This window comes from Burkholderia sp. BCC1972, assembly GCF_905339605.1.
In the GTDB taxonomy this organism is placed as follows: Bacteria; Pseudomonadota; Gammaproteobacteria; order Burkholderiales; family Burkholderiaceae; genus Burkholderia.
In genome coordinates, this window is sequence record NZ_CAJPGH010000016.1 from 130,856 (window position 1) to 152,900 (window position 22,045).

The window sequence follows — 22,045 nt, forward strand, 5'->3', positions numbered from 1 at the left end:
GCCGTACTATTATTGAGTGCGGCCGCTCGCGAAACAAGGAAATTATTAGAAACCGGTGTCTAACCGAGCCGCTATTTTGCGCGATTCCGGCGGGACCGGAGCGGCTTTTCCGCACGAACGTGCGGACAGATATTTTGAAGCGAATGCTTAGTCTGCGTCAGTCGTAACCGCCGACCGTCAGCGCCTTCATCACGAGACGATACGTGGTGTACGCAAGCCAGTTCAGCAGCCGCTCGACGCGCGGGCGCGCGGCGAAGCGCGCGGGGTCGATCTCCCGGCCGTCGGCGAACGCGGCCGCGATCGCGTCGCGCAGTTCGTTCGTGACTGCATCGTAGCGCACCAGCACGACGTTCGCTTCATTGTTCAGCATCAGGCTCAGCGCGTCCAGGTTCGACGAGCCGACCGTCGCCCAGTTGTCGTCGATCACCGCGACCTTGCCGTGCAGCATCGTCTTGTCGTATTCGGCGACGCGCACGCCCGCGCGCAGCAGCGCGTGATAGAGGAACGGCACGGCCGTATCGAGCGCCGCGAACTCCTTGCGGCCGATCAGGATCCGCACGTCGACGCCGCGCCGTGCCGCGCCCGTCAGCGCACGGCGCAGCTTGCGGCCCGGCATGAAGTACGGATTCGCGAGCAGGATCCGCTGGCGCGCCTGGCCGATCGCGGCGAGATAGGCCTTCTCGATCGCGCGGCGGTTCACGACGTTGTCGCGCGCGACGAACGCGACGCTCGGCTCCGTCACGACCCTGAGCGCACCGGCCTTGATCCACCGGTGGCTGCGCATCCAGCGCCGGAACATGTCGGGGAACGCTTCGCCGCCGTGCAGCCCGGCCGCGTACTGCGCGTACGGCTTGTGGCCGAACTGGATCCGGTGCCACTGCAGTTCGAACGCGGCGCGCACGTCGGACACCGCGGGCCCCGCCATCTCGACCGCGAAATCCCAGCGCGGAAACGGCAGCGTCGTGCCGTTCTGCGCATAGTCGTCGACGATGTTGATGCCGCCGCAGAACGCGGCCGCATGATCGATCACCGCGAGCTTGCGGTGCGTGCGCGAGAAGCCGAAGCGGCCGAACAGGAAGCGGTTGTAGATGCAATGCTCGACGCCGGCCTCGGCCCAGGTGTCGAACAGCGGCAGGCGCGCGGTGCCGATGCCGTCGGTGATCACGCGCACGCGCACGCCGCGCCGCGCCGCACGGATCAGCGCGTCCGACACCGGCCGCCCCGCCGCGTCGTCGCAGAAGATGTAGGTTTCGAGCATCACCTGCTCGCGGGCGGCGTCGATCCGCTCGATCAGCGCCTGGAAGAATTCGCCGCCGGTTTCGCACAGCCGCACCGTATTGCCGGCCGTGAACGCGAGCCGCGATGCGGAACCGCGTTCCTGCAGGAACATCTGCCGCAATTGCGCGAAGCGCTTGCGGGCCTCCGCCGTCATGCGGACGAGCCGTGCGGCGCGCGCGACAGGGCCACGCGCGCGGGCAGTTGCAGGATCGCCTCCGCATTCGACGGCGAGAAGCAGCGCGCGGCCGCCTCGCGGAACGGCAGCCACGCATGGTCGACGTGTTCGCGCGGCGACAACGTCACGTCGACGCGACGCGGCACGCACAGGCCGAACCAGTGCTCGACGTTGCGCGTGACGCCCGGTGCATAGCGATGCAGGTATTGCGGATAGATCGTGTATTCGATCCGGTGGCGCCAGTCGACGAGCGCGCTGGCCGGCACGTCGGGCGTGCCGACGGCGATGCCGGTTTCCTCGGCCACTTCGCGCGCGGCCGTCACGGCGAGCGGCTCGTCGAGCGCGTCTTTCGAGCCGGTGACCGATTGCCAGAAATCGGGCTGGTCGGCACGCTTGATCACGAGTACATCGAGGTCGGGCGTGTAGATCACGACAAGAACGGATTCGGGGATTTTCGGCGGCTTCGTCATCGTTGTTTCATGCGGCACAGGGCCGTGCGTCGGGCATGTGCCCCGAACGTGCGGCAAGTGCTGCGACTGTACCGCAAAAAATGAAAAAGGCGCATCGCTGCGCCTTTTTCGTAGGTGTCGTGTGCGCGCGACCGCACACACGACCGGGTACCGAACGCGTTACGCCTTCGGCTGCTCCGGCTGACGCAGACGGATGTGCAGTTCGCGCAGCTGGCGCTCGTCGACCGGGCTCGGCGCTTGCGTGAGCAGATCCTGCGCACGCTGCGTCTTCGGGAACGCGATCACGTCGCGGATCGAATCGGCGCCGGCCATCATCGTGACGATGCGGTCGAGACCGAATGCGATACCGCCGTGCGGCGGCGCGCCGTACTGCAGCGCGTCCAGCAGGAAGCCGAACTTCAGCTGCGCTTCTTCCGCGCCGATCTTCAGCGCACGGAACACCTTGCTCTGCACTTCCTCGCGGTGGATACGCACCGAGCCGCCGCCGATTTCCCAGCCGTTCAGCACCATGTCGTAGGCCTTCGCGAGGCAGCGGCCCGGGTCGGTCTCGAGGTACTCGAGGTGCTCGTCCTTCGGGCTCGTGAACGGGTGGTGCGCAGCCACGTAGCGCGCATCTTCGTCGTCGTATTCGAACATCGGGAAGTCGACGACCCACAGCGGCTTCCAGCCGGCCTGGACGAGGCCGTTCGCCTTGCCGAATTCCGAATGGCCGATCTTCAGGCGCAGTGCGCCGAGGCTGTCGTTGACGACCTTCGCGCGGTCGGCCGCGAAGAAGATGATGTCGCCGTCTTCAGCGCCGGTGCGCTCGAGGATCGCCGCGATCGACGCGTCGTGCAGGTTCTTGACGATCGGGCTTTGCAGGCCGTCGCGGCCCTTCGCCTTCTCGTTGACCTTGATCCAGGCGAGGCCCTTCGCGCCGTAGATGCGCACGAATTCCGTGTAGCCGTCGATGTCGCCGCGCGACAGTTCGCTGCCCTTCGGCACGCGCAGCGCCGCGACACGGCCGTCCTTCGCGTTGGCCGGCGTGCTGAACACCTTGAAGTCGACGTCCTTCATCGCGTCGGTCAGCTCGGTGAATTCGAGCTGCACGCGCAGGTCCGGCTTGTCCGAACCGAAACGCGCCATCGCTTCCGAGTACGGCATCACCGGGAATTTGGCGTCGAGCTCGACGTCGATCGTCGTCTTGAAGATGTGACGGATCATGTCTTCGAACAGGTCACGGATTTCCTGCTCGCCGAGGAACGACGTTTCGCAGTCGATCTGCGTGAATTCCGGCTGGCGGTCGGCGCGGAGGTCCTCGTCGCGGAAGCACTTGGTGATCTGGTAGTAACGGTCGAAGTTCGCGACCATCAGCAGCTGCTTGAACAGCTGCGGCGACTGCGGCAGCGCGAAGAACTGGCCCGCGTTCACGCGCGACGGCACGAGGTAGTCGCGCGCGCCTTCCGGCGTGCTCTTCGTCAGCATCGGCGTTTCGATGTCGATGAAGCCCTGCTCGTCGAGGTACTTGCGTGCCTCGATCGCGACGCGGTAGCGCAGGCGCAGGTTGTGCTGCATCTGCGGGCGGCGCAGGTCGAGCACGCGGTGCGTGAGGCGCGTCGTTTCCGACAGGTTGTCGTCGTCGAGCTGGAACGGCGGCGTGACCGACGCGTTCAGCACGTTCAGTTCGTGGCACAGCACTTCGATCTTGCCGCTCTTCAGGCCGGCGTTGACCGTGCCTTCCGGACGGTTGCGCACGAGGCCCTTGATCTGCACGCAGAACTCGTTGCGCACGCCTTCGGCGGTCGCGAACATCTCCGCGCGATCCGGGTCGCATACCACCTGCACGAGGCCTTCACGATCGCGCAGGTCGATGAAGATCACACCGCCGTGATCGCGGCGGCGCTGCACCCAGCCGCACAGCGACACGGTTTGGCCCAGCAGGTGTTCGGTCACGAGACCGCAGTATTCAGTACGCATCGACATGATGTTTGCTTTCGTTCGGTTTGATCAACGGGCGCCGCAACGCGCGGCCCGGGCGATGATTCTTTACTTACAGCGGCGGCTCGACGGGGCGGCGGGCGGGCGCCGGAGCCGGCGCCGGAGGCGCCACGACGCCCATCGAGACGATGTACTTGAGCGCGGCATCGACCGACATGTCGAGTTCGATGACTTCGCTCTTGGGCAGCATCAGGAAGAAGCCCGACGTCGGGTTCGGCGTCGTGGGCACGTACACGCTCACGTACTCTTCCGTCAGATGGTTGACCACGTCGCCGCCGGGCGTGCCGGTCAGAAACGCGATCGTATACGAGCCGCGGCGCGGGTATTCGATCAGCAGCGCCTTGCGGAACGCGTTGCCGCTGCTGGACAGCAGCGTGTCCGACACCTGCTTGACGCTCGTGTAGATCGGCCCGACGACCGGGATGTGACGCACGACCGCGTTCCACCACGTGACGAGCTTCTGGCCGATGAAGTTCTGCGTGGCCAGCCCGACGACGAAGATGAACGCGAGCGTCAGCACCGCGCCGATCCCCGGCAGATGGAAGCCGAGCATCCGCTCGGGCTGCCACGATTCGGGCAGCAGGAGCAGCGTCTGGTCCATCGTGCCGATGATGAGGCCGAGCACCCACAGCGTGATCGCGAGCGGGACGAGAACCAGCAAGCCGGTCAGGAACACCGTTTTCAGGGTCGTCTTTTTCATCATCTGCCGTCAATGAACCGCGCTGGAAGCGCGGGTTGGTCGCGGCCCGGCCGGGCCGCGACGGTCAACTGCTGGCGGCGGGCGTGGCGGCCGGTGCCGGCGCTGCGCTCGTCGTCGTGCTGGCGGAAGGGCTTGCCGCCGCCGGTGCGGCTGCAGCGGGCGCGGCTTCCGCCGCTGCGGCCGGCGCCGCGTCGCCCGACGCCGTCGCCGGTGCGCTGGTGCCGCCCGAGCCGCCGCGGAAATCGGTGACATACCACCCCGAGCCCTTCAGCTGGAAACCGGCGGCGGTGACCTGCTTGCGAAAAGCATCCTTCCCGCATTCAGGGCATTGCGACAGCGGCGCGTCGCTCATCTTCTGGAGCACGTCCTTCGCGAAACCGCACGCTTCGCATCGATAGGCGTAGATCGGCATGATATTTTTTCCCGCAGAAACTGGAAACGGCTTGCAAAACCTTGAATTATATCCGAAACCCCGGCGCGCTCCGGCAATCGCTGCGATGCCCGGGCCTCAGCGGCGGCGCCACGTGAGCCAGCGCTCGTGTCCTTCGAACACGGCCAGCGAATCGGTCACGGGCAAATCCTCGATCAATTCGAAGTGCGGCGCGAGCAGCGCATCGAGTTCCGCACGCTCGATTCCGAACGGCGGCCCCTTCGGTTTCGCCGTCACGAAGAAATAGCCGGCCAGCAATCCGTCCGCGGGCAGCAGTTCGGCCATCCGTGCCGCGTAGCCTGCGCGCATGGCCGGCGGCAGCGCGCACAGGAACGCGCGCTCGTACACCCACTGCACGTCGAACGGCGGCCGGTACGTAAAGAAATCGGCCTGCTCGACGACGTCAGCATGCGCACCGAGCTGCGCCTTCGCGGCAGCCACCGCCTGCGCGGCGAAATCGATCGCGCGCACGGGCCAGCCGGCCTGCGCGAGCCACCCGGCCTCCTGCGCACTGCCGCAGCCGGGAATCAGCACCGTGCACGGCTCGAGCCGGTGCGCGAACCCGCGAAAGCCGTCGGGCACGCCGCCGAATTCCCACGGCGTCATGCCGCGCTCGAAGCGCTCGTCCCAGAATGACGCGTTGCCGGGGTCGCGCGTCGCGAAATCGGCGGCCGTCGGTGCGGCCGGGTGCTTCGGATCGGACATCGCCATGCTCCTTCGGTCAGGCGCCGTACGCGAGCGCGAGCAGCACGCGCGCCACGAGCGCCCCGACACCGACCGACAGGCCGAAGATCAGCAGCGCCTGCATCAGCCGGTTCGTACGTTTCTGCTCGACGAGGATCTGGCGCATCAGGTCCTCGCTCGCGGCGCGCGGCGCGTCATGGCGCGCCGCCATCGCGTGATGGATCAGGCGCGGCAGTTGCGGCAGCGTCTTGCTCCATTGCGGCGCTTCGACCTTGAAGCGCTCGTACCAGCCGCGCAGGCCGATCTGCTCGGTCATCCAGCGCTCGAGGTACGGCTTCGCGGTCTTCCACAGGTCGAGTTCGGGGTCGAGCGAACGGCCAAGCCCCTCGACGTTCAGCATCGTCTTCTGCAGCAGCACGAGCTGCGGCTGGATCTCGACGTTGAAGCGGCGCGACGTCGAGAACAGGCGCATCAGCACCTGGCCGAGCGAGATGTCCTTCAGCGCGCGGTCGAAATACGGCTCGCACACCGCGCGAATCGCGCTTTCGAGTTCCTCGACGCGCGTCTCGGGCGGCACCCAGCCCGATTCGAGGTGCAGCGTCGCGACGCGGTGATAGTCGCGCTTGAAGAACGCGAGGAAGTTCTGCGCGAGGTAGTTCTTGTCGAAATCGGACAGCGCGCCGACGATCCCGAAATCGAGCGCGATATAGCGCCCGAACGTGCTGGGGTCGAGGCTCACCTGGATGTTGCCGGGGTGCATGTCCGCATGGAAGAAACCATCGCGGAACACCTGCGTGAAGAAGATCTCGACACCCTCGCGCGCGAGCTTCTTGATGTCGACGCCGGCCGAGCGCAGCGTCTCGACCTGGCTGATCGGCACGCCCGTCATGCGCTCCATCACGAGCACCTGCGACGTCGAGAAATCCCAGAACATCTCGGGCACGAGCAGCAGGTCGAGGCCCGCGAAATTGCGGCGCAGCTGGCTGCCGTTCGCGGCCTCGCGCATCAGGTCGAGCTCGTCGTGCAGGTACTTGTCGAACTCGGCGACGACCTCGCGCGGCTTCAGGCGGCGGCCGTCGGCCCACATGCGCTCCGTCCAGATGGCGATGTCGCGCATCAGCGCGAGATCCGAATCGATCACGGACAGCATGTTCGGGCGCAGCACCTTCACCGCGACGGCCTTGCCCGCGTGTACGCCCTGCTTCAGCTTCGCGAAATGCACCTGTGCGATCGACGCGCTCGCGATCGGCTCTCGCTCGAATTCGTCGAACAGCTCGTCGACCGGCGCCCCGAGCGACTTCTCGATGATCGAGATCGCGACGGCCGAATCGAACGGCGGCACCTGGTCCTGCAGCTTCGCGAGTTCGTTTGCGAAATCGACCGACAGCAGGTCGCGGCGCGTCGACAGCACCTGGCCGAACTTCACGAAGATCGGGCCGAGGCTTTCGAGCGCGTGACGCAGCCGCACGGCGGGCGGATCGGAATAGCGGCGGCCGATCGTCGTGATCCGCAACAGCAGCTTCACGCGCCGGTCGTCGATCCGGGACAGCATCACTTCGTCGAGACCAAAGCGGATGACGGTGTAGACAATCTTGATGAAACGGAAAATGCGCATGCCCTGCGGCCCTCAGTGCGCGCCGCGCGGGCCTGGGCCCGTGCGCGCGCCGATTTTTTGTTCGAGTCGCTCGACCCGCTTTTCGACCCGCGCGAGCGCATCGCGTGCGCGCGCCAGTTCGGCGTCGAAGCCGCCGAGCGACGCGCGCCGGACGACTTGCGGGTTCTCGTCGAGCCAGTATTCGGCGACGGAATCGAGCACGTTGCGGCCGGTGCGTCGCGCGCGGGCACCGGCGTCGCGCACGACCGTCGCGATCCGGTATGCCGCAGCGTCGCCGACCAGCTTCGCGAGATCTTCTTCAGGTTCCCAGCGCAGATGCTCGGCCAGCTTCGCGATCTGCGTCGCGAACTCCGCGTCGCCCTCGATCTTCACATGCTTCATCACGGCCGCCTGGCCGCCCTGCAGGAACGCGGCGACGGTATCGCCCGCGAGCGCGATCGACACGTCGACCTGCTGCGCATCGTGCGCGTCGACGGCCGACAGATAGCCGTCGGGCTGCACCAGCAGCGTGAGCGTGACGGGGGGCACGTCGATCCGGGCAGTCTTGCCCGCATAGGGAATCAGGCGGTCGCGCGCCCATGATTCGCGCGCGAGCAGGTGATTGACGGCAGCGGCAAAAGGCTTGGCGGCAAAGGTCATCGGGCTGGGAAAGAAAAAACCCGCGCAGGCCGGGCGCCCACGCGGGTTTCTATTGTAACGTCGGATCGTCGGCAGACCGTGCCTGACCGTACACCCGGGCGGCAAGCGGTCGCAGTGCGGCGGCCGTCGCCCGGGTGCCGGCGGCGCGGGCCGCCGGTCACGCTCAGTGCGTGTTGATCTGCTGGATACCCGCGAGCAACCAGCCCTGGCTGCCCGACTTCGACAGGTTCCACACCTCGTCGAACGGTGCGGCCGACGCGCTCGCCGATTCGCGGATCAGGCCATGGAAGCGCACGCTCGCCGACTGCTCGATGCCGCGATCCTCGATGGCGACCAGTTCCGCGTCGAGCTGCACGACGTCGGTCTGGTTCGCCTCGTTGCCGCGCGAATCGAGGTCGATCTTGATCTCGGCGAACATTTCGGGCGTCGTGAACTCGCGGATGTCGGCCAGGTTGCCCTGGTCCCACGCCGCCTGCAGGCGCACGAAGTAGACCTTCGCGCTGCGCAGGAACGCCTCGGAGTCGAAGCCGGCCGGCACCTGGAGCGGTGCCGCCGCAGCCGCTGCCGCGCCGGCTGCCGCCGCGCCGCCGCCGAACACGCCCTGCGCTTCGTTCGCATAGCTGCTGCCGCTGCCGGCGTAGTTGCTGCCGGCATTGCCTTGCTGGAACGACGGGCTTTGCGAGTAGCCGCCCGACGACGATGCCGAACCACCGACCGAGTACGCCGGCTCCTGCGGGCGACGGCGGTTCATGAACTTGCGGACCAGCCAGATGCCGACCATCGCGAGGAGTGCGATCACGATGACGTTCGCCATCATGCTCGCGAACGCGCCGCCGAGGCCGAAGTGCGACAGCAGCGCCGCGATGCCGAGACCGGCCGCGAGGCCGGCGATCGGCCCGAGCCAGCGCGAGCGGTTGGGCTGCGCGGCCGGCGCGGGCGCGGCCGGGTTCGCACGCTGCGCCTGCGACGGCGCGGCCTGCTGCATCGGCTGCTGCGCGGGCGGCGTGGCCTGGCGCTGCGTGACGGTGGAATTCTGCCGGCCGATGCTGCGCCCGCCGCCCATGCGCTTGGCTTCAGCGTCGAGCGATGCGAACGTGCCGGCCGTGAGCAGGCCGACCATCAGCAGCGTGCCGACCCGTCGAGCCCACGGCTTCGACGGCTTGCTACGGTTGAACAACGAACGCGTTTCGGACATCAGCTTCTCCGGATGTAAGGCAAATGTATGGAAAGAGCCCCTTAGTACTTGGTGCCCATGTGTAAAGCTACCACGCCACCTGACAAATTGTAATATTTGACGGCATCGAGGCCCGCTTGTTCCATCATCGTCTTCAGCGTGTCCTGGTCGGGGTGCATCCGGATAGATTCAGCAAGATACCTGTAACTTTCAGCATCTTTCGCGAACTTGTCGCCAAGCCACGGTAATACTTTGAAAGAATACAGATCGTACGCTTTTTTCAGCGGATCCCAGACTTTCGAGAATTCCAGCACCATCACGCGGCCGCCGGGTTTGGTCACGCGGCGCATCTCGGCCAGCGCGACGTCCTTATGCGTCATGTTGCGCAGGCCGAACGCGACCGTGACCACATCGAAGTAGTTGTCCGGGAACGGGATTTTCTCGGCGTCGCACAAGAGCGACGGCGTCACGATCCCCTTGTCGAGCAGCCGGTCGCGGCCGACGCGCAGCATCGATTCGTTGATGTCCGTATGCCAGACCTCGCCCGTCGGGCCGGCCGCCTTCTTGAACGACTTCGTCAGGTCGCCGGTGCCGGCCGCGATATCGAGCACCTTGAAACCGGGGCGCACGTTCGCCTGCGCGATCGTGAACGCCTTCCACGCGCGGTGCATGCCCGCCGACATCAGGTCGTTCATCAGATCGTAGTTGCTCGCGACCGAATGGAACACTCCCGCCACTTTCTTCGCTTTTTCGTTTTCCTCGACGCTTTCGAAGCCGAAGTGGGTTTTGCTCATCGCGTTGATCCTCAGTAAATGGCAAGACGGCGCCGAGCGGGCGCCGTCGATTTCAGTGGCAGTGGCCGTGCGACGCGGAGGCCGCCTGCATCGGGGCGTCGCGCTCGACGCCCGCCGCCTTCAGTTTGTCGAAATAGTCGCGCCACAGCGCGTCCTGCTGCGTCGCCAGCTCGTACAGGAAATCCCACGAGTAGATGCCGGTCGAATGGCCGTCGGAGAACGTCGGCTGCAACGCATAGTTGCCGACGCCCTCGAGCGCCGTGATCGTCACTTCGCGCTTGCCGGTCTGCAGCGTTTCCTGGCCGGGCCCGTGGCCGCGCACCTCGGCCGACGGCGAATAGACGCGCATCAGCTCGAACGGAATCCGGTAGCTGTCGCCGTTCGGGTACTGCAATTCGAGCACGCGCGACACCGCGTGCACGACGACGCCGGACGGAATCGGCGTCGTGGAAGTCAAACCGCTCATGCTTGCCTCGAATCGGTCATGCGTTGAATTTCCTCGCGCACCGCATTGTGCAGCAGCGAGGCCTGCGCGGCGCGCGTGCGCAACAGCGCCTCGGACACGCTGCGCTGGCGCGGCGCCCAGACGGGCTGCGGGAAGTGGGCGTCGTTGGAAAAGCGCGGGATCACGTGCCAGTGCACGTGCGGCACCATGTTGCCAAGGCTCGCGAGATTCACCTTGTTCGGCTGCATCACGCGGCGCACGGCCCGCTCGACCGCGTAGACCACGCGCATCAGGTGTGCCCGCTCGGGTTCGCCGAGATCGGAGAACTCGGCGACGTGCGCGCCCCAGATCACCCGGCAGAAGCCCGGGTAGTCGTGCTCGCCCGTCGCGAGGACGACGCGCAGCGCATCGTCCTGCCAGAGCAGCTCGCCGCCGTCTTCACGGCAAAACACGCATTCCATCGTCGCTCCCATGTGGACGGGCGCCGGCCTGGCTGCGCCGGCGCCCGCTCATTCCTGGCCCGGTCGGGCGGTCGTCATGCCCGCATTAGACCAGCACGCGCTCGATCCCGCCATTGTTCGCGCGTGCGACATAATCGGCCATCCAGTTCTCGCCGAGCACCTGGCGCGCAATTTCGACCACGATGTAGTCGGCTTCGAGGTTCGCGTCCTCGCTGTAGCGCGACAGGCCCTGCAGGCACGACGGGCAGCTCGTCAGGATCTTCACGTCCGGGCCGTTCGCCGCGGCGGGGGCCGGCGCCGGCGCGTCGCCCGCCACCACGGGAATCGCGCGCAGCTTCGCGGCGCCCTTGCGGATCTCCTCTTCCTTGCGGAAGCGGACCTGCGTCGAGATGTCCGGGCGCGTGACCGCGAGCGTGCCCGATTCGCCGCAGCAGCGCTCGTTCTTCTCGATCTTGTAGCCGTCCTTTTCCGAGCCCATCAGCTCGTTGACGAGCTTCACCGGGTCGATCGTCTTGATCGGCGTGTGGCACGGGTCGTGATACATGTAGCGCGTGCCCGACACGCCGTCGAGCTTCATGCCCTTCTCGAGCAGGAACTCGTGGATGTCGATGATCCGGCAGCCCGGGAAGATCTTGTCGAATTCGTAGCCCGCGAGCTGGTCGTAGCAGGTGCCGCACGACACCACGACCGTCTTGATGTCGAGGTAGTTCAGCGTGTTCGCGACGCGGTGGAACAGCACGCGGTTGTCGGTGACGATCTTCTCGGCCTTGTCGTACTGGCCCGAGCCGCGCTGCGGATAGCCGCAGCACAGGTAGCCCGGCGGCAGCACCGTCTGCACGCCGGCTTCCCACAGCATCGCCTGCGTCGCGAGGCCGACCTGCGAGAACAGGCGCTCGGAGCCGCAGCCCGGGAAGTAGAACACCGCTTCCGAATCGACGGTCGTCGACTTCGGGTTGCGGATGATCGGCACGATCTTGTTGTCCTCGATGTCGAGCAGCGCGCGCGCCGTCTTCTTCGGCAGGTTGCCCGGCATCTTCTTGTTGACGAAGTGGATCACCTGCTCGACGACGGGCGGCTTGCCGGTCGTCGCGGGCGGGTGCTGCGTCTGCTTCGTCACGACCTTCTTCAGCATGTCGTTCGCGAAGCGCTGCACCTTGTAGCCGACGCCCATCATCACCGTGCGCGCGGCGTTGATCGTCTGCGGGTTGGTCGCGTTCAGGAAGAACATGCCCGCCGCATTGCCGGCGTTGAACTTCTTCTTGCCCATCTTGCGCAACAGGTTGCGCATGTTCATCGTGACGTCGCCGAAGTCGATCTTCACCGGGCACGGCGTCGCGCACTTGTGGCACACCGTGCAGTGGTCGGCCACGTCGTTGAACTCGTCCCAGTGCTTGATCGACACGCCGCGGCGCGTCTGCTCCTCGTACAGGAACGCCTCGACCAGCAGCGACGTCGCGAGGATCTTGTTGCGCGGGCTGTACAGCAGGTTCGCGCGCGGCACGTGCGTCGCGCACACCGGCTTGCACTTGCCGCAGCGCAGGCAGTCCTTCACCGAATCGGCGATCGCGCCGATGTCGGACTGCTGCATGATCAGCGATTCGTAGCCCATCAGCCCGAAGCTGGGCGTATAGGCATTGCGCAGATCGGCGCCGTCGAGCAGCTTGCCCTTGTTGAAGCGGCCGTTCGGGTCGACGCGCTGCTTGTACGCGCGGAACTCGGCGATCTCGTCCTCGGTCAGGAACTCGAGCTTCGTGATGCCGATCCCGTGTTCGCCGGAAATCACGCCGTCGAGCGAACGCGCGAGCGTCATGATGCGTGCGACCGACGCGTGCGCGTCCTGCAGCATCTCGTAGTTGTCGGAGTTGACCGGGATGTTCGTGTGGACGTTGCCGTCGCCCGCGTGCATGTGCAGCGCGACGAACACGCGACCGCGCAGCACGCGCTTGTGGATCGCCTGCGCCTCGTCGAGGATCTGCTTGAACGCGCCGCCGTTGAAGATCGCGCGCAGCTCCGCACGGATCTCCTGCTTCCACGAGATGCGGACCGTGCGGTCCTGCGTGACGTGGAACACGGTCGCGCCCGGCTGCTCGTCCGCGCGATCCGCGAACTTCTCGGCGAGCGCCTCGTAGCCGAGCTGCACCAGGTAATGCTGCGCCTCGCGCAGCGGCTGGTCGAGCCGGTCGCGCACGAATTCCCAGCGTGCGCGCACGCGCTTGAGCAACTCCAGCGCCTGCTGCACGCGGTCTTCCAGCAGCTCCGCGCTCGGGATCTCGTTCGCGTCGTCGGTCTTGCCGAGCGGCAGGTTGCCGGCGCGGAAGAACGCCTCGAGCGCGTCGACGAGCTGCAGCTTGTTCTTCAGCGACAGCTCGATGTTGATCCGCTCGATGCCGTCGGTGTACTCGCCCATCCGGTTCAGCGGGATCACGACGTCTTCGTTGATCTTGAACGCGTTCGTGTGCTTCGCGATCGCGGCCGTGCGGCTGCGGTCGAGCCAGAAGCGCTTGCGCGCCTCCGCGCTGATCGCGACGAAGCCTTCGCCGCTCTTGCCGTTCGCCATCCGGATCACTTCGGAGGTCGCGTGTGCCACCGCGTCGGCGTCGTCGCCGACGATGTCGCCGATCAGCACCATCTTCGGGAACGCGTTGCGCTTGCTCTTGGTCGCGTAGCCGACCGCGCGCAGGTAGCGCTCGTCGAGATGCTCGAGACCCGCGAGGATCGCGCCGCCCTGCTTCGACGTTTCGAACAGGTAGTCCTTGATCTCGACGATGCTCGGGATCGCCTCGCGCGCCTGGCCGAAGAATTCGAGGCAGACGGTGCGCGTGTGCGCGGGCATCTTGTGCAGCACCCAGCGCGCGGACGTGATGAGCCCGTCGCAGCCTTCCTTCTGCACGCCCGGCAGGCCGGCGAGGAACTTGTCGGTCACGTCCTTGCCGAGCCCTTCCTTGCGGAACCGGCGGCCTTCGATCTCGAGCATCTCGGTCTTGAGCAGCTTCTCGCCCGGCGCATACGCGCCGTCGAACCACTTCAGCTCGAAGCGCGCGACCGCGATGTCGTGGATCTTGCCCTGGTTGTGCTCGTGGCGCGTGACTTCGAGCCAGTTGCCGTCCGGGTCGACCATCCGCCACCAGGCCAGGTTGTCGAGCGCGGTGCCCCACAGCACGGCCTTCTTGCCGCCCGCGTTCATCGCGACGTTGCCGCCGATGCACGACGCGTCGAGCGACGTCGGATCGACCGCGAACACGTAGCCGGCCGCTTCGGCCGCTTCCGTCACGCGACGCGTGACGACGCCCGCGCCGGAGAAGATCGTCGGCACCTTGTGCGCGACCCCGGGCAGCTCGGTCAGCTCGACCGCGCCGAGCTGCTCGAGCTTTTCGGTGTTGATGACGGCGGAGAACGGCGTGAGCGGCACCGCGCCGCCCGTATAGCCGGTGCCGCCGCCGCGCGGGATCACGGTCAGGCCGAGTTCGAAGCACGCCTTGATCAGCGCCGCGATCTCGGCTTCGGTGTCGGGCGTCAGCACGACGAACGGGTATTCGACGCGCCAGTCGGTCGCGTCGGTCACGTGCGACACGCGCGACAGCCCGTCGAAGCGGATGTTGTCCTTCTCCGTGCAGCGGCCGAGCGCCTTGGTCGCGCGGCGGCGCAAGTCGGCCATCTTCTCGAATTCGTCGGCGAACTCGTCGACCGCGCGCTGCGCGGCGGTTTCGAGCATCTCGACGCGCGACGCGCGCTCGCGGCCCGCATCGTCGCGGTGCTCGGTGAGATCCGCGCTGCGGCGCTTGCCGATCTCGGTCAGGCGGTGGTTCAGCGCCTCGATCAGCAGCGCGCGGCGCTTCGGGTTGTCGAGCAGGTCGTCCTGCAGGTACGGGTTGCGGCGCACGACCCAGATGTCGCCGAGCACTTCGTACAGCATCCGTGCCGAGCGGCCGGTGCGGCGTTCGGCACGCAGTTCGTCGAGCACCGACCACGCCTCTTCGCCGAGCAGGCGGATCACGATCTCGCGATCCGAGAAGGACGTGTAGTTATAGGGAATCTCGCGCAAGCGGGGCGCGGGGTCGGCGGCGACGGCGGCGGCCGCGCCATGCGGATCGAAAACTTGTGGTGCGTTCATGTTCGGACGACTCGGAGGGCCGATACACCGTGCACGGGCGTCGGCAAGCGCGTGGGCGCAATCTTGGGGAAATCTGTTCTGTTACCAGGCGCGCGACTGTCCTTCATGGGGCCGGAGCGGGCGACTCGCCCCTCCTGGCCGGCGACAGGGCCTGGCGGCACTCGGAACGATCAGCACGATCGCGCGCGGCGCGCATGCCGTTCGGCCGCGGGGCTGGCTGCGCGCGGCGTCGGCTTCAACGGTGCGATCCGAGGGTGCCTCTGCATCTTCCGAATCCTTGATTCAAAACGGAATTCTAACCCATGATCGCGCCGCCCGTGACACGCCGGACAGGTCGTGGGGCTATCGCCGCCAGCCGCGCCGGGCGGGGTTCGGCACGGTTTCGTGCGATCATTCGCCGCCCGTCCGGTCGGTAACCATACGGTTAAGCCGGTAAAAAATGGAGCGTCCCGCGCCGCGAACGCCCGATCCATGCGCCTTGGCGCGCGTTCGCCCGGCATGCCGCTTGCATGCGGGCGGACCCTTGGCGCTATCATTGATCCTTTACCGTCTGCTTCCGCACTGCACGCGAGCGCCCATGGCATCCCACGATTACCTGAAAAAAATCCTCACCGCGCGCGTCTACGACGTCGCGATCGAGACGGAACTCGAACCCGCCCGCAACCTGTCGGCCCGGCTGCGCAATGCCGTTTACCTGAAGCGCGAGGACAACCAGCCGGTGTTCTCTTTCAAGCTGCGCGGCGCGTACAACAAGATGGCGCACATTCCGACGGATGCGCTCGCGCGCGGCGTGATCACGGCATCGGCCGGCAATCACGCGCAGGGTGTCGCGTTCTCGGCGGCCCGGATGGGCGTGAAGGCCGTGATCGTCGTGCCGGTCACGACGCCGCAGGTGAAGGTCGATGCGGTGCGTGCGCACGGCGGCCCGAGCGTCGAGGTGATCCAGGCGGGCGAATCGTACAGCGACGCGTATGCGCACGCGGTCAAGGTGCAGCAGGAGCGCGACCTGACGTTCGTCCACCCGTTCGACGATCCGTACGTGATCGCCGGCCAGGGCACGATCGCAATGGAAATCCTGCGCCAGCACCAGGGCCCGATCCACGCGATCTTCGTGCCGATCGGCGGCGGCGGGCTCGCGTCCGGCGTCGCCGCGTACGTGAAGGCCGTGCGCCCGGAGATCAAGGTCATTGGCGTGCAGGCCGAGGATTCGTGCGCGATGGCGCAGTCGCTGGACGCCGGCGAACGCATCGAACTGAGCGAAGTCGGCCTGTTCGCGGACGGCACGGCCGTGAAGCTCGTCGGCGAGGAGACCTTCCGGCTGTGCCGCGAATTCCTCGACGGCGTCGTGACGGTCAACACCGACGCGCTGTGCGCGGCGATCAAGGACGTATTCCAGGACACGCGCAGCGTGCTCGAGCCGTCCGGCGCGCTCGCGGTCGCCGGTGCGAAGCTGTATGCGGAACGCGAAGGCATCGAAAACCAGACGCTCGTCGCGGTCACGTCCGGCGCGAACATGAACTTCGACCGGATGCGCTTCGTGGCCGAGCGCGCGGAGGTCGGCGAGGCGCGCGAAGCCGTGTTCGCGGTCACGATCCCCGAGGAACGCGGCAGCTTCAAGCGCTTCTGCTCGCTCGTCGGCGATCGCAACGTCACCGAGTTCAACTACCGGATCGCCGATGCGCAGTCCGCGCACATCTTCGTCGGCGTGCAGATCAAGCGCCGCGGCGAATCGGCGGAGATCGCCGCGAACTTCGAGTCGCACGGCTTCAAGAGCGTCGACCTGACGCACGACGAGCTGTCGAAGGAACACATCCGCTACATGGTCGGCGGCCGCTCGCCGCTCGCGCTCGACGAACGCCTGTTCCGCTTCGAATTCCCGGAACGGCCGGGCGCGCTGATGAAGTTCCTGTCGTCGATGGCGCCGGACTGGAACATCAGCCTGTTCCACTACCGTAACCAGGGGGCGGATTACAGCTCGATCCTCGTCGGGCTGCAGGTGCCGCAGGCCGATCGCGCCGAATTCGAACGCTTCCTCGCGGCGCTCGGCTATCCGTATGTCGAAGAGAGCGCCAACCCGGCTTACCGCCTCTTCCTGTCGTAAAGGCGTCACACGATGAATCCCGAACAATCCCCGCTCGGCAAGGCCACCGTCTACGCGGCGCAGTACGACGCGTCGCTGCTGTTCCCGATTCCGCGCGCCGGCGCGCGCGAGCAGCTCGGCATCACGTCGGCGCTGCCGTTCTTCGGCACCGACATCTGGAACGCATACGAACTGTCGTGGCTCAATGCGCGCGGCAAGCCGCAGGTCGCGGTCGCGACGTTCTACGTGCCGGCCGAATCGCCGAACATCGTCGAATCGAAGTCGTTCAAGCTGTATCTCGGCTCGTTCGCGCAGTCGAAGTTCGACTCGATCGACGCGGTGCGCGACGTGCTGAAGCGCGACGTGTCGGCCGCGTGCGGCGCGAGCGTGTCGGTGCAGCTCGTGTCGGCGCACGATTTCGGCAAGCTCGAGATGGACGAGCTCGACGGGCTGTCGCTCGACCGCCTCGACCTCGACACCGACATCTACGAACCCGATCCGTCGCTGCTGTCGGCCGCCGACGGCGAGAACGAAGCACCGGTCGAGGAAACGCTCGTGTCGGACCTGCTGCGCTCGAACTGCCCGGTCACGGGCCAGCCCGACTGGGGCAGCGTGCAGATCCACTACGTCGGGCCGCAGATCGACCACGCGGGCCTGCTGCGCTACATCATCTCGTTCCGCAATCACACGGGCTTTCACGAGCAGTGCGTCGAGCGGATCTTCCTCGACATCCTGCATGCGTGCAAACCGGTGAAGCTCGCGGTGTATGCGCGCTATACACGCCGCGGCGGGCTCGACATCAACCCGTTCCGCACCAACTACAACCAGCCGATGCCGGATAACGCGCGGACGGCGCGGCAGTAAATGCGTGTGTTGGCGGGCATTTTGCGGTCCGCCAACATTGCCTGCTTGCGACGGCGCGTTTCTCTAATTCGGCGCGAACACGTCGGCCCGGCACTTCGGGCAGTACAAGTAGATCGCCCGACCATCCGACATGGTAATGAAGCCTCGCCTTGCCTGGTCTATCCTCCATTTCGCCGCGCCACCGCCCGCCAGACGCGCGTCGCCTTCGGCATAGCAACGCGCCGCGCCCAAGTCATGGCTGTATGCCCGTTCCGTTACGCGGCTCGCACGCTTGAAAAATGCGCTGACATCCGCACGCCGAAAAACGAACGTGCGACACATATCCGCCGTTTCGTCCCCGTTGATGTCAGCCGACCATGCGCCGTTCCTGACGATTTCGACTGACTCCGGGACGACAATGGGTACCGCACCGCCAGGCGATAACTTATTGGACAGCGTGCCCGCGACCGCACTGTGGCTGAGCGCGAGCGCCAACATCAAAATTGCGATCCGACTCACCATTGCACCCTCGCCGCCTCCGTCCGGTTCTTCCGCGATACTGTCGGATAGCGGAAGTCCCCACGCCCTCGTCTCGGCTCTCACGGCAACTTAGCCAGGTGCTCGGCATCCCATTTCCGTTCAACCGCCGCGCGGTACAGCATCGCCAGCGTGATCGGTTCCCGTTCGAGAACGTGCGGTTTTCGGAGCACCCATCGGCGTAGCAACGAATAAAGGCCTCCCTCGCCCTCCATCAGGAAATACCGGTGAAAATCGAAGTCGCCGGTGTCGACGGAAAAACGCTCGAAAAAGCGGCCCATGAAATCGTCTGCCTCGTCGCCGGTCTGGCCAAGATCCTCCCAAAGCCTCGTGGCGGCAAACAACGGTGTCGATTTGCCAAGCCCTACCTCTGCCCTGACGAAGACCTCGATCTCATCCCAACGCACGTTTTCCATCAAAGTACCTTGCCGCGTGGCTAGAAAAGACCGTTGTACCGAGCTAATCGCACCATGCATTCGCGGCTTGCTGTCGCAGCCCGCTCAGACAGGCGTGTCACGTTGAGGCCCGTCGGAAAACTTCGTCACACAATGCAAAGTTCCGGTGCCGCCCATACCTGCTTCAACCGAGTTGTATTTGGACGCCCTCGCCCTCGCATCGATTGCCTCAAATGCAACAAGGCCGGTGCACGTCAATGCACCGGCCTTGTTGTACAGCATCCGCCCTTGCCGCGTTACTTCGCCGGCGCCTTGTAGGCGATGCAGTCGACCTCGACCTTGCAGTCGATGACCATGCTCGACTGCACGCACGCGCGTGCCGGCGGGTTTTCGCCGAAGTACGACACGAACACCTTGTTGAACGACGCGAAATCACGCGCGTCGTCGAGCCACACGCCGCAGCGCACGACGTGTTCCAGGCCGTAACCGGCTTCCTTCAGGATCGCGATCACGTTCTCGATCGTCTGCTTCGACTGCGTGACGATCCCGCCTTCGACGACCTCGCCGTTCACCATCGGCGTCTGGCCCGACACGTACAGCCAGCCGTCGGCCTCGACCGCACGCGCGAACGGCATCACCTGGCCGCCGGTACCCTTCGCTTCGCCTACGCCATATCGCTTCATCGTTTCACTCCTCACATTTCGGTTACGGATGCGCGCGCCGGCTGCGGCGCACGCGGAAGATCGGAACAACGGCCGCACTCAGAACGCGGCGTCGGCACTCGCCGCCACACGCTCGCCGCGCGCGACGAACCCGCCGGCCCGTTCGCCGGTCGGCTGGCCGTTTTCATATGTCAGCACGCCGTTCACCCACACCGCGTCGATCCCGTGTGCAGGCTGTTGCGGCTTCCCGAACGTCGCGGCGTCGATCACGCTCGCCGGATCGAACAGCACGAGATCGGCGTGGTAGCCGACATGCACCTCGCCGCGCTTCGCGATCCCGTAGCGCCGCGCGGACAGCGACGTCATCTTGCGGATCGCCTCCTCGAGCGGCAGCAGGTTCGTGTCGCGCACGTAATGGCCGAGCACGCGCGGGAACGCGCCCCACAGCCGCGGGTGCGGCAGCGGATCGTTCGGCAGGCCGTCGGAGCCGACCATCGTCGCGGGGTGCGACAGGATCCGGCGCACGTCGTCCTCGGACATGTTGTGGTACACGGCGCCGGCCGGACGAATGCGCTGCGCGGCTTCCTGCTCGGTCACGCCCCAGTCGGCCGCGATCGCCTTCAGCAGCTTGCCCGCGACTTCCGGATGCGGCTCCGACCACGTGATCGTGATGTCGATGTCGCCCGTCACCTGCTTCAGGTCGAGCGTCGACGAGCTGCGGCTGTACGGATAGCAGTCGCAGCCGACCGGCTGGTAGCGGCGCGCGCCTTCGAGCGACGCGAGCACTTCGGTGCTGCGCCCCCAGTTCGACGGGCCCGCGCATTTCAGGTGCGAAATCACGACCGGCACCTGCGCATGGCGGCCCACGCGATACGCCTCATCCATCGCATCGAGGATCGCGTCGAATTCGGTGCGCATGTGCGTCGTATACAGCGCGCCGGCCTTTGCGAGCGGTTCGGCGAGCGCCATCACTTCCTCGGCCGGCGCCGCGAACGCGGAGCCGTATGCGAGGCCCGACGACAGGCCGAGCGCACCGTTCGCGAGCGCCTCCTCGAGCTGCGCGCGCATCCCGGCGATTTCGCCGTCGGTCGCCGCGCGGTCGAGGCGGTCCATCTGGTTGTTGCGCAGCGCCGTATGGCCGACGAGCGCCGCGACGTTCACGGCCGGGCGCGCATGGTTCACGGCCGCGACGTAGTCGGCGAAGGTCGGATACTGGAACGCGCCGCGCTCGCCCAACAAGTTCATCGGGTCGGGCGGGTCGCCCGCGAGCGTCACCGGCGACGCGCTGATCCCGCAGTTGCCGACGATCACGGTCGTCACGCCCTGCGAGATCTTCGGGATCATCTCCGGCGCGCGGATCACGTGCGTGTCGTCGTGCGTGTGCACGTCGACGAAGCCCGGCGCAAGCGCGCGGCCGTTCGCATCGACGACGTTCTCGGCCAGCCAGTTCGACAGGTTGCCGATCGCCGCGATCAGGCCGTTGCGGATCGCGACGTCGCGCGTGACGGGCGGTGCGCCGGTGCCGTCGTACAGCTGCGCGCCGACGATCAGCGTATCGGCGGCTTCGGGATGCGAATGCATGGTCAGTCTCCTACCGGTTGACGGTCTCCGCCGCCGCGGTGCGCATCGAGCGCGTGCTTGATGCGGCGCAGCGATTCTCGGCCCGCATCGCCGAGCCGCAATGCGACTCCGGTGACGAGCACGTCGATCGCCATCATCATCGCGTAACGCGATGTCGAAGGCTTGTAAATGAAATCGGTTTCGAATGCGACGACCGGGATCAGGTGGTCGGCGAGCTTCGCGAGCGGCGACGCCGGTGCGGTGATCGCGATCAGCTTCGCGCCGTAGCGCTTCGCGAGCCGGCAGCTCTCGAGCAGCTCGGGCACGCGCCCGCTCACCGACAGCGCGACGACGACGGTGTCGCGCGACAGCGTCGCGGCCACCATCCGCTGCAGCACGCTGTCCTGGTAGCTCGCGACCGGCCGGCCGAAGCGCACGAGCCGGAACCGCAGCTCGTCGGCGAGCGCGGTCGAGCCGCCGCCCTGCCCGTACACGTAGGTCATCTTCGCGCCGGCGAGCAGGTCGGCCGCTGCGTCGAACGACGTGTTGCGCAGCAGCTGGTGGTTGTGCGCGAGCGCCACGCGGATCTCGTCGTAGACCATCGATGCGGGACTCGCGTCGTCGGCCGGCGCGTCGTCGGACGGTACCAGGAAGCGCTGGCCGACGGCCGCCGCCTGCGCGACGAGCACCTTCAGTTCGCGTACGTCGCGGCAGCCGACGGCCTTCGCGAAGCGCGTGACCGTCGCGACGCTGACCTCCGCGTCGCGCGCCAGCGCGCCGATGCTCGCATGCGCGGCGCGCGCGAGATCGGCCAGGATGAACGCGGCGACCTTGCGCTCGGCTTCGCGCAGCTCGGGCGCGCATTCTGCGATCCGCGCGACGATGTCGAGGACCGGCGGGGCGGCCTGGGCCGGATGAGGCTCGGCCGCGAACGGAGCGGACGGGGAGGCGGGCGTATTCATCTGTGGATAAGGGTGCGGAGCTTGATGTTACTAAATAACATCACCGCGCCGAT

At 66.6% G+C, this 22,045-nt stretch carries 20 protein-coding genes; 2 read left to right on the plus strand and 18 right to left on the minus strand.

Translation table 11 applies throughout. The features are described from left to right. Window positions 1-157 precede the first annotated feature (157 nt). From clsB to U5798_RS22705, 13 genes are all read right to left on the minus strand, one after another. Window positions 158-1,432 carry a cardiolipin synthase ClsB gene (gene clsB / locus U5798_RS22645; protein WP_322083239.1) on the minus strand — a complete coding sequence of 425 codons (1,275 nt, stop codon included), beginning with the start codon at window positions 1,430-1,432 and terminating at the stop codon, window positions 158-160. After that, window positions 1,429-1,923: a dihydroneopterin triphosphate diphosphatase gene (gene nudB, locus U5798_RS22650; protein ID WP_124453595.1), complete on the minus strand. Its 495-nt coding sequence runs from the start codon at window positions 1,921-1,923 to the stop codon at window positions 1,429-1,431. The genes clsB and nudB overlap by 4 nt, the downstream gene beginning before the upstream one ends. A 159-nt stretch (window positions 1,924-2,082) precedes the next feature. After that, complete coding sequence (gene aspS / locus U5798_RS22655; RefSeq protein ID WP_014896081.1) at window positions 2,083-3,885, minus strand: aspartate--tRNA ligase; 1,803 nt, start codon at window positions 3,883-3,885, stop codon at window positions 2,083-2,085. A 67-nt stretch (window positions 3,886-3,952) separates the two neighbouring features. Beyond that, window positions 3,953-4,603 carry a DUF502 domain-containing protein gene (locus U5798_RS22660; RefSeq protein ID WP_059465763.1) on the minus strand — a complete coding sequence of 217 codons (651 nt, stop codon included), beginning with the start codon at window positions 4,601-4,603 and terminating at the stop codon, window positions 3,953-3,955. 61 nt (window positions 4,604-4,664) lie between these two features. Further along, window positions 4,665-5,012: an FmdB family zinc ribbon protein gene (locus tag U5798_RS22665; RefSeq protein ID WP_124453591.1), complete on the minus strand. Its 348-nt coding sequence runs from the start codon at window positions 5,010-5,012 to the stop codon at window positions 4,665-4,667. Between the two features lie 96 nt (window positions 5,013-5,108). Continuing rightward, the gene (locus U5798_RS22670; protein ID WP_124453589.1) at window positions 5,109-5,735 is read right to left on the minus strand and encodes an SAM-dependent methyltransferase; all 627 of its coding nucleotides are present in this window, start codon (window positions 5,733-5,735) and stop codon (window positions 5,109-5,111) included. A gap of 16 nt (window positions 5,736-5,751) precedes the next feature. Beyond that, window positions 5,752-7,329: a ubiquinone biosynthesis regulatory protein kinase UbiB gene (gene ubiB / locus U5798_RS22675; RefSeq protein WP_124453587.1), complete on the minus strand. Its 1,578-nt coding sequence runs from the start codon at window positions 7,327-7,329 to the stop codon at window positions 5,752-5,754. Window positions 7,330-7,341: 12 nt separating this feature from the next. Beyond that, window positions 7,342-7,968 (minus strand): SCP2 domain-containing protein, encoded by a 627-nt coding sequence (locus U5798_RS22680; protein ID WP_124453585.1) that lies wholly within the window; start codon window positions 7,966-7,968, stop codon window positions 7,342-7,344. A 163-nt stretch (window positions 7,969-8,131) separates the two neighbouring features. Continuing rightward, a complete protein-coding gene (locus U5798_RS22685) occupies window positions 8,132-9,163 on the minus strand; it encodes a Tim44 domain-containing protein (protein WP_322083240.1) in 1,032 nt (343 codons plus the stop codon). A 41-nt stretch (window positions 9,164-9,204) separates the two neighbouring features. Further along, window positions 9,205-9,936, minus strand: coding sequence for a bifunctional demethylmenaquinone methyltransferase/2-methoxy-6-polyprenyl-1,4-benzoquinol methylase UbiE (gene ubiE / locus U5798_RS22690; protein ID WP_124453581.1), 732 nt, complete (start codon window positions 9,934-9,936; stop codon window positions 9,205-9,207). A gap of 52 nt (window positions 9,937-9,988) precedes the next feature. After that, a complete protein-coding gene (locus U5798_RS22695; protein WP_124453579.1) occupies window positions 9,989-10,402 on the minus strand; it encodes a gamma-butyrobetaine hydroxylase-like domain-containing protein in 414 nt (137 codons plus the stop codon). Beyond that, window positions 10,399-10,842, minus strand: a complete 444-nt coding sequence (locus tag U5798_RS22700) for an HIT family protein (protein WP_124453577.1) — start codon at window positions 10,840-10,842, stop codon at window positions 10,399-10,401. The genes U5798_RS22695 and U5798_RS22700 overlap by 4 nt, the downstream gene beginning before the upstream one ends. Before the next feature lie 85 nt (window positions 10,843-10,927). Continuing rightward, window positions 10,928-14,953, minus strand: a complete 4,026-nt coding sequence (locus U5798_RS22705) for a DUF3683 domain-containing protein (protein WP_322083241.1) — start codon at window positions 14,951-14,953, stop codon at window positions 10,928-10,930. A 577-nt stretch (window positions 14,954-15,530) separates the two neighbouring features. Between U5798_RS22705 and ilvA the strand changes: the two genes are divergently transcribed. Then, window positions 15,531-17,054, plus strand: coding sequence for a threonine ammonia-lyase, biosynthetic (gene ilvA / locus U5798_RS22710; RefSeq protein ID WP_124453573.1), 1,524 nt, complete (start codon window positions 15,531-15,533; stop codon window positions 17,052-17,054). 12 nt (window positions 17,055-17,066) lie between these two features. Beyond that, window positions 17,067-17,897 (plus strand): NADPH-dependent 7-cyano-7-deazaguanine reductase QueF, encoded by an 831-nt coding sequence (gene queF, locus U5798_RS22715; protein WP_322083242.1) that lies wholly within the window; start codon window positions 17,067-17,069, stop codon window positions 17,895-17,897. 63 nt (window positions 17,898-17,960) lie between these two features. On the opposite strand, the gene U5798_RS22720 is transcribed toward queF, so the two are convergent. From U5798_RS22720 to U5798_RS22740, 5 genes are all read right to left on the minus strand, one after another. Beyond that, window positions 17,961-18,398 (minus strand): hypothetical protein, encoded by a 438-nt coding sequence (locus tag U5798_RS22720; RefSeq protein WP_322083243.1) that lies wholly within the window; start codon window positions 18,396-18,398, stop codon window positions 17,961-17,963. 77 nt (window positions 18,399-18,475) lie between these two features. Further along, window positions 18,476-18,829, minus strand: coding sequence for a DUF1493 family protein (locus tag U5798_RS22725; RefSeq protein WP_322083244.1), 354 nt, complete (start codon window positions 18,827-18,829; stop codon window positions 18,476-18,478). A gap of 275 nt (window positions 18,830-19,104) precedes the next feature. Further along, window positions 19,105-19,491 (minus strand): RidA family protein, encoded by a 387-nt coding sequence (locus U5798_RS22730; protein ID WP_057926573.1) that lies wholly within the window; start codon window positions 19,489-19,491, stop codon window positions 19,105-19,107. A gap of 78 nt (window positions 19,492-19,569) precedes the next feature. Beyond that, window positions 19,570-21,051 carry a D-aminoacylase gene (locus tag U5798_RS22735; RefSeq protein ID WP_322083245.1) on the minus strand — a complete coding sequence of 494 codons (1,482 nt, stop codon included), beginning with the start codon at window positions 21,049-21,051 and terminating at the stop codon, window positions 19,570-19,572. A gap of 2 nt (window positions 21,052-21,053) precedes the next feature. Further along, entirely contained in the window at window positions 21,054-21,992 is a 939-nt protein-coding gene (locus U5798_RS22740) for a MurR/RpiR family transcriptional regulator (RefSeq protein ID WP_322083246.1), read from the minus strand. Between the last annotated feature and the right edge of the window lie 53 nt (window positions 21,993-22,045).

Coding starts and splice junctions, on each gene's coding strand:
- aspS (WP_014896081.1), bottom strand. CDS start 3,885: ATGTCGATGCGTACTGAATACTGCGGTCTCGTGACCGAACACCTGCTG.
- U5798_RS22680 (WP_124453585.1), bottom strand. CDS start 7,968: ATGACCTTTGCCGCCAAGCCTTTTGCCGCTGCCGTCAATCACCTGCTC.
- nudB (WP_124453595.1), bottom strand. CDS start 1,923: ATGACGAAGCCGCCGAAAATCCCCGAATCCGTTCTTGTCGTGATCTAC.
- U5798_RS22740 (WP_322083246.1), bottom strand. CDS start 21,992: ATGAATACGCCCGCCTCCCCGTCCGCTCCGTTCGCGGCCGAGCCTCAT.
- U5798_RS22670 (WP_124453589.1), bottom strand. CDS start 5,735: ATGTCCGATCCGAAGCACCCGGCCGCACCGACGGCCGCCGATTTCGCG.
- U5798_RS22695 (WP_124453579.1), bottom strand. CDS start 10,402: ATGAGCGGTTTGACTTCCACGACGCCGATTCCGTCCGGCGTCGTCGTG.
- U5798_RS22665 (WP_124453591.1), bottom strand. CDS start 5,012: ATGCCGATCTACGCCTATCGATGCGAAGCGTGCGGTTTCGCGAAGGAC.
- U5798_RS22720 (WP_322083243.1), bottom strand. CDS start 18,398: ATGGTGAGTCGGATCGCAATTTTGATGTTGGCGCTCGCGCTCAGCCAC.
- U5798_RS22685 (WP_322083240.1), bottom strand. CDS start 9,163: ATGTCCGAAACGCGTTCGTTGTTCAACCGTAGCAAGCCGTCGAAGCCG.
- ilvA (WP_124453573.1), top strand. CDS start 15,531: ATGGCATCCCACGATTACCTGAAAAAAATCCTCACCGCGCGCGTCTAC.
- U5798_RS22705 (WP_322083241.1), bottom strand. CDS start 14,953: ATGAACGCACCACAAGTTTTCGATCCGCATGGCGCGGCCGCCGCCGTC.
- U5798_RS22735 (WP_322083245.1), bottom strand. CDS start 21,051: ATGCATTCGCATCCCGAAGCCGCCGATACGCTGATCGTCGGCGCGCAG.
- ubiB (WP_124453587.1), bottom strand. CDS start 7,329: ATGCGCATTTTCCGTTTCATCAAGATTGTCTACACCGTCATCCGCTTT.
- U5798_RS22700 (WP_124453577.1), bottom strand. CDS start 10,842: ATGGAATGCGTGTTTTGCCGTGAAGACGGCGGCGAGCTGCTCTGGCAG.
- queF (WP_322083242.1), top strand. CDS start 17,067: ATGAATCCCGAACAATCCCCGCTCGGCAAGGCCACCGTCTACGCGGCG.
- ubiE (WP_124453581.1), bottom strand. CDS start 9,936: ATGAGCAAAACCCACTTCGGCTTCGAAAGCGTCGAGGAAAACGAAAAA.
- U5798_RS22730 (WP_057926573.1), bottom strand. CDS start 19,491: ATGAAGCGATATGGCGTAGGCGAAGCGAAGGGTACCGGCGGCCAGGTG.
- U5798_RS22725 (WP_322083244.1), bottom strand. CDS start 18,829: ATGGAAAACGTGCGTTGGGATGAGATCGAGGTCTTCGTCAGGGCAGAG.
- U5798_RS22660 (WP_059465763.1), bottom strand. CDS start 4,603: ATGATGAAAAAGACGACCCTGAAAACGGTGTTCCTGACCGGCTTGCTG.
- clsB (WP_322083239.1), bottom strand. CDS start 1,432: ATGACGGCGGAGGCCCGCAAGCGCTTCGCGCAATTGCGGCAGATGTTC.